This window comes from Nonomuraea sp. NPDC048901, from assembly GCF_040649695.1.
In the GTDB taxonomy this organism is placed as follows: Bacteria; Actinomycetota; Actinomycetes; order Streptosporangiales; family Streptosporangiaceae; genus Nonomuraea.
This window is the reverse complement of record NZ_JBEZFW010000008.1, coordinates 208,152-219,863: the sequence shown is the minus strand read 5'-3', so window position 1 is coordinate 219,863 and position 11,712 is coordinate 208,152. Positions and strand designations below refer to the sequence as shown.

General features: G+C 70.0%; 6 protein-coding genes. 5 read left to right on the top strand and 1 reads right to left on the bottom strand.

Annotation, left to right across the window (positions count from 1 at the left end):
• The first annotated feature begins 127 nt into the window (after window positions 1–127).
• The 3 genes from AB0C30_RS28380 to AB0C30_RS28370 all read left to right on the top strand — a co-directional run bounded on the left by AB0C30_RS28380 (window position 128) and on the right by AB0C30_RS28370 (window position 5,396).
• Window positions 128–2,257 (top strand): alpha-1,4-glucan--maltose-1-phosphate maltosyltransferase, encoded by a 2,130-nt coding sequence (locus AB0C30_RS28380; RefSeq protein ID WP_357950027.1) that lies wholly within the window; start codon window positions 128–130, stop codon window positions 2,255–2,257.
• Between the two features lie 70 nt (window positions 2,258–2,327).
• Window positions 2,328–4,028, top strand: coding sequence for a maltose alpha-D-glucosyltransferase (gene treS / locus AB0C30_RS28375; RefSeq protein ID WP_357950024.1), 1,701 nt, complete (start codon window positions 2,328–2,330; stop codon window positions 4,026–4,028).
• Between the two features lie 3 nt (window positions 4,029–4,031).
• Window positions 4,032–5,396 carry an aminoglycoside phosphotransferase gene (locus tag AB0C30_RS28370; RefSeq protein ID WP_357950022.1) on the top strand — a complete coding sequence of 455 codons (1,365 nt, stop codon included), beginning with the start codon at window positions 4,032–4,034 and terminating at the stop codon, window positions 5,394–5,396.
• A 7-nt stretch (window positions 5,397–5,403) separates the two neighbouring features.
• On the opposite strand, the gene AB0C30_RS28365 is transcribed toward AB0C30_RS28370, so the two are convergent.
• Entirely contained in the window at window positions 5,404–6,243 is an 840-nt protein-coding gene (locus tag AB0C30_RS28365) for an NAD(P)-binding domain-containing protein (protein ID WP_357950019.1), read from the bottom strand.
• An 82-nt stretch (window positions 6,244–6,325) separates the two neighbouring features.
• On the opposite strand from AB0C30_RS28365, the gene AB0C30_RS28360 reads away from it, so the two are divergent.
• Both AB0C30_RS28360 and glgB read left to right on the top strand, forming a co-directional pair.
• Window positions 6,326–9,412, top strand: coding sequence for a BTAD domain-containing putative transcriptional regulator (locus tag AB0C30_RS28360; protein WP_357950016.1), 3,087 nt, complete (start codon window positions 6,326–6,328; stop codon window positions 9,410–9,412).
• 127 nt (window positions 9,413–9,539) lie between these two features.
• Complete coding sequence (gene glgB, locus AB0C30_RS28355; protein ID WP_357950753.1) at window positions 9,540–11,699, top strand: 1,4-alpha-glucan branching protein GlgB; 2,160 nt, start codon at window positions 9,540–9,542, stop codon at window positions 11,697–11,699.
• The last annotated feature ends 13 nt before the right edge of the window (window positions 11,700–11,712 follow it).

Sequence of the window (11,712 nt, the reverse complement as noted above, 5' to 3'; positions counted from 1 at the left end):
CCAATGTCGGTTCTCCTGGGGACACTCGGGAGGTCCTCCACTGCTGCCCACAATTTACATGCAAGGATCGTTCCTACCACGGAAGCCTCCGGCGGTACCGAGCGTGCCGTCGCAACCTTGAAATGCGATGATCGGACGAATTCCCATCACGGACATCTCCCCCGTCGTCGACTGCGGGCAGTGGCCCGCCAAGGCGGTCGCCGGCGAGACCTTTCAGGTCTCGGCGACCGTGTTCAGAGAGGGCCACGACGCCGTGGCCGCGGGCGTTGTGCTCACCGCGCCCGATGGGCAGCGAGGCCGCCTGAGACCGATGCGCGAGCTCGCGCCGGGCACCGACAGGTGGGGCCTGGACGTGTGCCTGCCGGCCGAGGGTGACTGGCTGTTCAGGGTGGAGGCGTGGAGCGACCCCATCGCTACCTGGCTGCACGACGCGGAGATCAAGATCCCGCGGGGCATGGACAGCGACCTCATGTGCGAGGAGGGCGCCCGGCTGTTCGAGCGCGCCGCCAAGGCCGTACGGCAGGCGGACTGTCCCGCCCCCGGCAACGGGAACGGGCATCCCGCGGCCCACACCAGGACCGGCCGGGCCACCGACACCAAGCCATCCACCAAGCCATCCACCAAGGTCAACGGCAACGGCGACAGCACGTGCGGCCACCGCGCCGCGCTGCTGGCCGTCGCCGCCACGCTCCGCGACGAGCAGCTGGACCCCCGGGCCCGGCTGTCCATCGCGCAACTGCCGGAGACGGCGGCGCTGCTGGAGGCGCACCCGCTGCGCGCCCTGGTGACCAGGGCCCGGCCGCGGACGATCAGGGTGGACCGGCGCCGGGCGCTGTACGGCTCCTGGTACGAGTTCTTCCCCAGGTCAGAGGGCGCGGTCATCAACGAGTCCGGCGTCTCCAAGTCCGGAAATTTCCAGACTGCGGCCAAGCGTCTGCCCGCGATCGCCAAGATGGGCTTCGACGTCGTCTACCTGCCGCCGATCCATCCCATCGGCCTCACGTTCCGCAAGGGGCGCAACAACACCCTGAGCCCCGAGCCCGACGAGCCGGGATCGCCCTGGGCGATCGGCTCCGACGACGGCGGCCACGACGCGCTCCATCCCGACCTGGGGACGATCGAGGACTTCGCCGAGTTCGTCAGCCGCACCCGCGAGCTGGGCATGGAGGTCGCGCTCGACTTCGCGCTGCAGTGCTCCCCCGACCATCCGTGGGTCAAGGAGCACCCGGAGTGGTTCACGATCAGGGCCGACGGCACGATCGCCTACGCCGAGAACCCGCCGAAGAAGTACCAGGACATCTACCCGATCAACTTCGACAAGGACCCCGAGGGGATCTACACCGAGGTGAGACGGGTCCTGCGGCACTGGATGGACCACGGCGTACGGATCTTCCGCGTGGACAACCCGCACACCAAGCCGGTGGGGTTCTGGGAGCGGCTGCTGGCCGACATCCACGCGACCGACCCGGACGTGATCTTCCTGGCCGAGGCGTTCACCCGGCCGGCGATGCTGCAGACGCTGGCCAAGGTGGGCTTCCACCAGTCCTACACGTACTTCACGTGGAAGAACTCCAAGCACGACGTGGAGACCTACCTCGCCGAGCTGGCCCGGGAGACGTCGTACTTCCTGCGGCCCAATGTGTTCGTTAACACACCGGATATTCTTCACGAATACCTGCAACACGGCGGAAATCCTGCTTTCCGGATCCGTGCCGTGCTCGCCGCGCTCGCCTCACCCACCTGGGGCGTCTATTCCGGGTACGAGCTTGGGGAAAATGTCCCTGTCCGCCCGGGTAGTGAGGAATATCTAGATAGTGAGAAATATCAGTACAAACCGCGGGACTGGGTGGAGGCAGAGCGGGCAGGGTGGAGCCTGGCGCCGTTCATCACCCACCTGAATTTGTTCCGAAGAGCACATCCAGCGCTGCAGGAGTTGCGTAATCTACGGTTCCACCGGGTTGACCAACCGGACATGGTGTGCTTCTCCAAGCGCCTGCCGGGCGCCTATGACCCCGCCACACGACGGCACGGGCTGGGCGATGTCGTCCTGGCGGTTGTCAATCTCGACCCACACCACACCCACGAGGCGGCGGTCGAGCTGGACATGCCGGCCCTCGGTCTCGACTGGAATGCCGAGTTCGTCGTCGACGACGAACTGTCGGGCGAGTCGTACCGTTGGCGGCAGAACAACTACGTTCGCCTCGACCCCCACATCCAGCCAGCCCACATCTTCACCGTACGAGCCGCGCCACGGTAGAACACAGAATTCAGCGGGGAGTCTTCAACGTGTGTGAAAGCGCCTCCTTCATGAGCCCAAGGGAGTGCTCATGAGCTCCACACCCATTCCCAACCCCTTCGACGAGGAGAAGCCGCGCGACCCCTACTGGTACAAGCGCGCGGTCTTCTACGAGGTTCTGATCAGGGGCTTCGCCGATTCCAACGGCGACGGCACCGGTGACATCAAGGGCCTGATCAGCAAGCTCGACTATCTCCAGTGGCTCGGCGTGGACTGTCTGTGGCTGCTGCCGCTGTACGAGTCACCGCTGCGCGACGGCGGCTACGACATCGCCGACTTCATGAAGATCCTGCCGGAGTTCGGCGATCTCGGAGACTTCGTGAAGCTCGTCGATGAGGCCCACAAACGCGGCATGCGAGTCATCGCCGACCTGGTGATGAACCACACGAGCGACGCCCACCCCTGGTTCCAGGCCGCGCGCCACGACCCGGAGGGGCCGTTCGGCGACTTCTACGTCTGGTCGGACAACGACAGCGCCTATCCCGACGCCCGGATCATCTTCATCGACACCGAGACGTCCAACTGGACCTATGACCAGGTCCGCGGCCAGTACTACTGGCATCGCTTCTTCCACCACCAGCCGGACCTCAACTACGAGAACCCGGCCGTGCAGGACGCGATGCTGGAGGTGCTGCGCTTCTGGCTCGACCTGGGCATCGACGGGTTCCGCCTCGACGCCGTGCCGTACCTCTTCGAGGAGGAGGGCACCAACTGCGAGAACCTGCCGCGCACGCACGACTACCTCAAGCGGATCCGCAAGGAGGTCGACCGGCTCTACAACGACCGGGTGCTGCTCGCCGAGGCCAACCAGTGGCCCTCCGACGTGGTCGAGTACTTCGGCGACCCGGTGGGCGGGGGCGACGAGTGCCATATGGCGTTCCACTTCCCGCTGATGCCGCGCATCTTCATGGCCGTACGCAGGGAGTCGCGCTACCCCATTTCCGAAATCTTGGCCCAAACCCCGAAGATTCCGGAACATTGCCAGTGGGGGATCTTCCTCCGCAACCACGATGAGCTGACGCTCGAGATGGTCACGGACGAGGAACGCGACTACATGTACACCGAGTACGCCAAGGACCCGCGCATGCGGGCCAACGTCGGCATCCGGCGGCGCCTGGCACCCCTGCTGGAGAACGACCGCAACCAGATCGAGCTGTTCACCGCGCTGCTCCTGTCGCTGCCCGGCTCGCCGGTGCTCTACTACGGCGACGAGATCGGCATGGGCGACAACATCTGGCTCGGCGACCGCGACGGCGTACGAACGCCCATGCAGTGGGACCCCGACCGCAACGCCGGGTTCTCCGACTGCGACCCGGGACGGCTCTACCTGCCGGTCATCATGGACCCGATCTACGGCTACCAGGGGCTCAACGTCGAGGCGCAGCAGAAGAGCGGCGGATCGCTGCTCCACTGGACCAAGCGCATGATCGAGATCCGCAAGCGGCACCCGGTGTTCGGCCTGGGTGAGTTCACCGAGCTCAACTCCTCCAACCCGAGCGTGCTGGCGTTCGTCCGCGAGCTGGGCGACGACCGGATGTTGTGCGTGAACAACCTCTCGCGCTTCCCCCAGCCGGTCGAGCTTGACCTGCGCAGATTCGTCGGCGTCTCGCCCGTTGAGACGATGGGTGGAGTTCCATTCCCGGCAATTGGCGAACTTCCGTATCTTTTGACGCTTCCCGGGCATGGGTTCTATTGGTTCACACTCCCACCGGCCTTCACCCAGGAGGAGTAAGACGTGCTTGACGAGCTCCTTGCCGCATGGATCAGTCGCCAACGATGGTTCGGCGGCAAGGGGCGCGCGATCGACTCCCTGTCGATCGAGTCGGACGTCGTGATCGACGCCGACGACCCCGGCCTCCGCCACCTGATCGTGTCCGTCTGGCAGGGAGCGTCGAGAGAGCGCTACCAGATCCTGCTCGGAATGCGGACCGAGCTGCCCGACCGGCTGAAACACGCGCTGATCGGCACGCACGGCCCCTACGCCTTCGAAAACGGCCCCGACCATCCCGAGTGGTACGTCTACGACGCCGTCCACGACCAAGCCCTGACCCACTGGGTCCTGGAGTGCATGGCCGAGGGCTGCGGCTGGGACACCGTCCGCTTCCGCCACCTGCCCGGCGTCACCATCGACACCTCACCGCGCAGCCTGGTGCTCGGCGCCGAGCAGTCCAACACCTCCCTGGTGTACGGGGACGCCTACATCTGCAAGTTCTTCCGCCGCCTGATCCCCGGTGTGAACCCGGAGCTGGAGATCGTCACCGCGCTGGACGCCCTGGAGTCCGCGCACATCGCCAAGCCGTACGGCTGGATCGAGACCGACCTCGACGGCACCGCCACGACGCTGGCCATCATGCAGGAATACCTCTCCACCGCCAACGACGGCTGGGACCTGGCCCTGGCCAGCGTGCGGGACCTGTACGGCTCGATGCCCGAGCTCTCGGCGGGCGAGGTCGGAGGTGACTTCGCCGCCGAGGCGCACCGGCTCGGCGTGGCCACCGCCCACGTCCATCACGAGCTGGCCACCGCCTTCCCCACCGACCTGATCGAGGTGCACGAGGTCAAGCGGATGGCCGAGGGCTTCCGGCGGCGGCTGGGCCGGGCCGTGGGCGAGGTGCCGGAGCTGCGCGAGCACGTCGACGCGCTGGAGGCCGCCTACCACGCGGTGGAGGACCTGACCGTCGAGGTGCCCGTGCAACGGGTGCACGGCGACTACCACCTGGGCCAGGTGATGCGCATCGCGACCGGCTGGGTGGTGCTCGACTTCGAGGGCGAGCCGGGCCAGCCCCTGGCCGAACGCCGGGCCCTGTCGTCCCCGCTGCGCGACGTGGCCGGGATGCTCCGCTCGTTCGACTACGCGGCCAGGCACCTGCTGGCCGACCACTCACAGCCCGAATCCCTGGAGGAGCGGGCCGCCGAGTGGGCCGACCGCAACAGGGCCGCCTTCCTGGAGGGCTACACCGAGGGCGGCGGCGTGATCACCTCGGCGGACGCGGCCCTGCTGCGCGCGTTCGAGCTGTCGAAGGCGGTGTACGAGGTGGTCTACGAGGCCCGCAACCGGCCCTCATGGATCCGCATCCCGCTGGCCGCCTTCCGCCGCTGACCTGTCGCTAACGGAGCTCTTCGATCAGGCTCGACAGGCCGTGGGCGCCGTGGCCGGCCGCCACCCGCCGGTCGAGGACCTCCCTCATGGGCAGCAGCAGGTCCGGCTTCACCCCCTGCTCCTCGAAGGCGCGGATCAGGTTGACCATGCCCACCTGGTTGATCTCCAGGTTGGAGACGTCGGTCACGTAGGCGCCCGCCTCGATGTCCGCCGCCATCCGGGGCTGCTGCCCGGCCATCGCGTTCAGCCATGGCACCAGCAGCTCCGTGGTGAACTCCGCCACCGGCCGCTTCTCCGAGGCGATCAGCGCCGCCGCCTCCAGGAACCCGGCGATCTGGCCGTACATGCCGGTGAGCATGGCCAGGTCGTACAGCGGTGCGAGCCCCGCGTCCGCCCCCAGGTAGCGGGGCCTGGCCAGCACGCCCAACGCCTCCTCGTAACGCTCGAAGGCGGTGGGCGAGCCGCTGTAGAGGATCAGCGCGCCGGGCGTGCCGATCATCTGGGGCACGGCCATGATGCCGCCGTCCAGATAGTCGCCGCCGCGCTCGGCCACCCACTCCGCCATGTCGCGGGCCTCCGCCGGCCTGCCGTTGGTGAGGTTCAGCAGGACCCGGTCGTCCAGCCGTACCGAGCCGAGGAGCTCCCGTACGGCCGCGTAGTCGAGCACGCAGACGATCACCAGCGGGCTGGCCGCGACCGCCTCCGCCGCGGTCGCCACGGCGGTGGCGCCCAGGCCGTCAGCCTTGCCTTCCGTACGGTTCCACACGGTGACGCTATGACCGGCCCCGACGAGGGTCCGGGCCAGGGCCTGGCCCATGAGGCCCAGGCCGAGGATAGAGATACGCATGCTGAGCAGTCCTTTCCGTTGACGGCTTCCACATTGCTGGCCGGGGGTTATGGTCGGGTTCGGAGTTTGTTATGGGGGGCTGATGAGATTCGGGGTGCTGGGCCCCCTCTCGGTGTGGACGCCGGAAGGGCAGCCGGTCCAGGTGCCCGAGGCCAAGGTCCGCGCGCTGCTCGCCGACCTGCTGGCGCACCGGGGGCGGCCGGTCTCCACCGACCGGCTCATCGAGGACCTGTGGGGCGACCGCCCGCCCGCCGACGCGCCGGCCGCACTCCGGGTCAAGGTCTCCCAACTGCGCCGGGCGCTCGGTGACCGCTCACTGGTGGCCTTCCGGCCGCCGGGGTACCTGCTCGCGGTGGACGCGGAGGAGGTGGACGCGGGCCTGTTCGAGTCCCTGCTCGCCCGTGCCGGGCGGAGCGACGACGCGCGGGTACGGCAGGCGCTGCTGACCGAGGCGCTCGGCCTGTGGCGGGGGGCTCCGTACGCCGAGTTCGGCGACTTCGCCAGAGCGGCCGTCGACCGGCTGGAGGAGCAGCGGCTGGTCGCGCTGGAGGAGCTGGCCGAGACGCGGCTGGAGCTGGGCGACCACGGGGCGCTGGCGGCCGAGCTGGCCGAGCTGGTGACCGCGCACCCGCTGCGGGAGCGGCTGCGGGCCGCGCACCTGCGGGCGCTGTACCGGGCGGGGCGGCAGAGCGAGGCGCTGGCCGGTTACGCGCAGCTGCGCGGGCTGCTGGCTGAGGAGCTGGGCATCGACCCGGCACCCGAACTGACGGCACTGCACGCCGCGATCCTCCGCCAGGACCCGATCCTCGACCCACCCGCACTGCCCATGGACCCGACGCACTCCCATCCGCCCGCGCCTCTTGGAGCGCCGCAGGGCTCCGGTCCGGCCGGATCGCTCGCCGGGCCGCCCGCGACGAACCTGCCCGCCCCGCTCACCGAGCTGATCGGCCGGGACGCGGAGGTGGCCGAGGTGCGGTCGCTGCTGCGGGCCGGGCGGCTCGTCACGCTGACCGGGCCGGGCGGGGTCGGTAAGACCCGGCTCGCCCTGGAGGCGGCGGCCGAGCCCGGCCGGCCGTTTCCCGGCGGGGTGTGGCTGGTCGAGCTGGCCTCGGCCACCTCCCCCACCGACGGCGTGGTGGCCGGGGTGGTGGCGACGGTGCTGGGGGTCAGGGATGATTCGCCCGGGTCCGTGGTCGACCGGCTCGCCGCCGCGCTCCGTACCAGCGCGACCCTGCTCGTCCTCGACAACTGCGAGCACGTGGTCGACCAGGTCGCCGAGCTGGCCGAGCGGCTGCTGCGGGCCGCGCCCGAGTTGCGCGTCCTGGCGACCAGCCAGGAGTCGCTGCGTGTCCCCGGCGAGGTCCTGTGGAGCGTGCCGCCACTCGGGCCGGAGGCCGCCGCACGGCTGCTCGCCGCCAGGGCGGGCATCGGGCCGGACGACGACGGCGTGGCGGAGATCTGCGCGCGGCTCGACGGGATCCCGCTGGCGCTGGAGCTGGCCGCCACCCGGCTGCGGGCGCTCACTCCGCGTCGGCTGGCCGCCCGGCTCGACGACCGGTTCCGGGTGCTCGCCACGGGGCATCGAGGTGCGCCCGCGCGGCAGCGGACGCTGCGGGCGATGATCGACTGGAGCTGGGAGCTGCTGACCGCGGCCGAGCGGGTCGTGCTGCGGCGCCTGGCCGTGCACGCCGACGGCTGCACGCTCGAAGCCGCCGAGGCGATCTGCGCCGAACCGGGCCTGGACGTGCTCGACCTGCTGGCCAGGCTGATGGACAGGTCGCTGGTGGTACGGACCCCCGGCGGCAGGTACCGGCTGCTGGAGTCGGTGGCCGCGTACTGCCTGGAACGGCTGTCCGAAGCGGGTGAGACGGAGGCGGTCCGGCTGCGGCACGCCCACCACCACGCCGACCTCGCCGAACGCGCCGAGCCGGGCCTGCGCGGACCCGAGCAGCGGCACTGGCTCGCGCTGCTCGACGCCGACGCGGCCAACCTGCGCGCCGCGATCGAGACCTCGCTCCGGCACGGCGCAACGGACGTGGCGGTCCGGCTGGTGAACGCGCTGGCCTGGTACTGGGTGCTGCGCGGCAGGCTCGGCGAGGGACAGCGGACCCTGGAGGCGGTGCTGGCCGCCGCCGACGACGCGCAGGCCCGTGTCTGGCTGGCCGGGCTGCGGATGCTGTCCGGGCAGGGGCGGGCCCCCGGTGTGGAGCAACTGCCGGCCGCGATCACGGATCCGGTGCGCCGGGCCAGGGCGCGGTGGTTCCTGGCCTTCACGCTGTACGGCTATGACGACCCGGTGGTCACCGACGCGTTGCTGGACGGCGCGCTGGAGTCCTTCCTCGCCCTGGACGACCGGTGGGGCACGGCGGCGGCGCTGAGCCTGCGGGCCAGGCGGGCGCTGCTGCGCGGCGATCTGGCGGCGCTGCGGCAGGACGGGGAGCGGGGGCTGGAGCTGTTCCGGGAGGTGGGCGACCGGTGGGGTGAGATGCGGGCCGCCGAGAACCTCGGCACGCTGGCCGAGATCACCGGCGACTACGTGCGGGCCGCCGACCTGCGGCGCGACGGGCTGCGCGGCGCCGAGGAGCTTGGGCTGCAGAGCGAGGTGTCCGGCGCGCTGTCCAGGCTGGGCCGGGTGGCGCTGCTGACCGGAGACCTCGACGGGGCGCGGGAGCTGCACGAGCGGGCCCGGCGGCTGGCCGTCGCCCGGTCGGATGTGCCGCTGGAGGAGTTCGCCGAGGTCGGGCTGGCCTTGGTCGCCCGGCGGCAGGGGCGGCTCGATGAGGCGGAACGGCTGCTGCGCCGCTGGTTGCGCTGGGTGCGTGAGGTGGCCGGCGAGCCGGGGGCGGCGCTGATCCTGGCCGAGCTGGGGTTCGTCGCCGAGCAGCGCGGGGACGCGGTGGCCGCGCTGGAGTGGCAGCGCGAAGGGCTGGCGGTGGCGCGGCGGGTGGGCGATCCGCGCGCGATCGCGCTCGCCCTGGAGGGCCTGGCGGGCGCCCACGCGCTCGACGGCCGGCACGAGGAGGCGGCCGGGCTCCTGACCACGGCGGATGCGCTCAGGGTGTCGGTGGGCGCCCCGCTGCCCGAGGCGGAACGCGGCGATGTCGACCGGATCGCGGCCTCGGTACGGACGGCGCTTGCGCCCCCGCAGACCATCCAGAACCCTTCTTAAAGCGGGCATTTACCCCCGTCGTTGGCTCGCGATAAACCCAAGATTTCGCACTTTCGGTGATTGTCTGCGTGAATGCGGGCAGTGCCTGGGTTGTAGGTCTGACGTAGGGCAGGGTGGGAGCATGCCGATGAGGACAGAGCTCGACCGACTCGCGGGCGGAGCACACCACGATCCGCATTCCGTGCTGGGAGCACATCCCGTCGAGGGCGGTGTCACCTTCCGTACGCTGCGCCCGCTGGCCGAACGGGTCCGCGTAGTGCTGGACGACGGGACGGCCCACGATCTCAAGCACCAAGCCCACGGGGTCTTCGAGACCACGGTCAAGGGGCTCGACAAGGTGCCCTCCTACTCCTTCAGCGTCCAGTACGCGGGCTCCGAGCCGTACCAGGCCCGTGATCCCTACCGCCACTGGCCCACGCTGGGCGAGGTGGACCTGCACCTCATCGGCGAGGGGCGCCACGAGCGGCTGTGGGAGGTGCTCGGCGCGCGTGTGATGCGGCACGAGGACGTCGACGGCACCGCGTTCGCCGTCTGGGCGCCGAACGCGCGCGGCGTCCGGGTCGTCGGCGACTTCAACCACTGGGACGGCACCGCCTTCCCGATGCGTTCGCTGGGCCGTTCCGGCGTGTGGGAGCTGTTCATCCCCGAGCTGGGGCGGGGCGAGCGGTACAAGTTCCACATCCTCGGCGCCGACGGCGTGTGGCGGGACAAGGCCGACCCGATGGCCAGGCGTACCGAGGTGCCGCCGCAGACCGCCTCCGTGGTCGAGCAGTCCGCCTACACCTGGGAAGACGACTCGTGGATGACCGAGCGCGCCGAGAAGAACGCGCAGCGGGGTCCGGCGAGCGTCTACGAGGTGCACCTGGGGTCGTGGCGGCCCGGTCTGTCCTATCTGGAGCTGGCCGAGCAGCTCGTCGACTACGTCCAGGACATGGGCTTCACGCACGTGGAGCTACTGCCGGTGGCCGAGCACCCGTTCGGCGGGTCGTGGGGCTACCAGGTGACGTCCTACTACGCGCCGACGGCCCGGTTCGGGACGCCCGATGAGTTCAGGCATGTGGTGGACCGGATGCATCAGGCCGGGATCGGGGTGCTGCTGGACTGGGTGCCCGCGCACTTCCCGATGGACGACTGGGCGCTGGCGCGCTTCGACGGCACTCCGCTGTACGAGCACGCCGACCCGGCCCGTGGCGAGCATCCCGACTGGGGGACCTACGTCTTCGACTTCGGCCGCCGGGAGGTGCGCAACTTCCTGGTCGCCAACGCGCTCTACTGGATGAAGGAGTTCCACATCGACGGGCTGCGGGTCGACGCGGTCGCCTCGATGCTCTATCTCGACTACTCGCGGCGCGAGGGTGAGTGGACGCCGAACATCTACGGCGGCCGGGAGAACCTCGACGCGGTGGAGTTCCTCAAGGAGATGAACTCCGTCTGCTACCGGGAGGCTCCGGGCATCACGACCGTGGCGGAGGAGTCGACGGCGTGGCCGGGTGTGTCGCGGCCCGTGCACCTGGGCGGGCTCGGGTTCGGGTTCAAGTGGAACATGGGCTGGATGCACGACACGCTCAGCTATCTACGACATGAGCCGATATTTCGGCAGTACCACCACCATCAGATGACTTTTTCGCTCATGTACGCCTACTCCGAGAACTTCGTGCTGCCGCTCTCCCACGACGAGGTCGTGCACGGGAAGGGCTCGCTGCTGGGCAAGATGCCGGGCGACGAATGGCAGCGCTTCGCCCAGCTCAGGGCCCTGCTCGCGTTCATGTGGGCGCACCCGGGCAAGCAGCTGCTGTTCATGGGCGGCGAATTCGGCCAGGGCTCGGAGTGGTCGGAGGAGCGCGGGCTCGACTGGTGGGTGCTGGAGTTCGACGGGCACGCGGGCGTACAACGGCTGGTGCGCGATCTCAACCGGCTCTACCGCGAGACCCCGGCCCTGTGGGAGCAGGACGCGACGCCCGAGGGCTTCCGCTGGATCGACGCCGACGACGCGCGGGGTAACACCTTCTCGTTCGTCCGCTACGCGGCCGACGGGTCGGCGGTGGCGTGCGTGGCCAACTTCAGCGGCGGGCCGTACGAGAACTACCGGCTCGGCCTGCCGTACGGCGGGCAGTGGACGGAGATCGTCAACACCGACGCCTACGACTACTGGGGCAGCGGGGTCGGCAACATGGGCGAGGTCCAGGCCGTCGAGGAGCCCTGGCACGGCCTGCCGCACTCCGCCACGCTGCGGGTTCCGCCGCTGGGCGCCGTGTGGCTGCGTCACGACGCGCTGGGAAGTGAGTGAGAGTTCGCTGAGA

Excerpts from the sequence above, each read along its gene's own strand:
- AB0C30_RS28365 (WP_357950019.1), bottom strand. The coding sequence starts at position 6,243 with ATGCGTATCTCTATCCTCGGCCTGGGCCTCATGGGCCAGGCCCTGGCC.
- AB0C30_RS28360 (WP_357950016.1), top strand. The coding sequence starts at position 6,326 with ATGAGATTCGGGGTGCTGGGCCCCCTCTCGGTGTGGACGCCGGAAGGG.
- AB0C30_RS28380 (WP_357950027.1), top strand. The coding sequence starts at position 128 with ATGATCGGACGAATTCCCATCACGGACATCTCCCCCGTCGTCGACTGC.
- treS (WP_357950024.1), top strand. The coding sequence starts at position 2,328 with ATGAGCTCCACACCCATTCCCAACCCCTTCGACGAGGAGAAGCCGCGC.
- glgB (WP_357950753.1), top strand. The coding sequence starts at position 9,540 with ATGAGGACAGAGCTCGACCGACTCGCGGGCGGAGCACACCACGATCCG.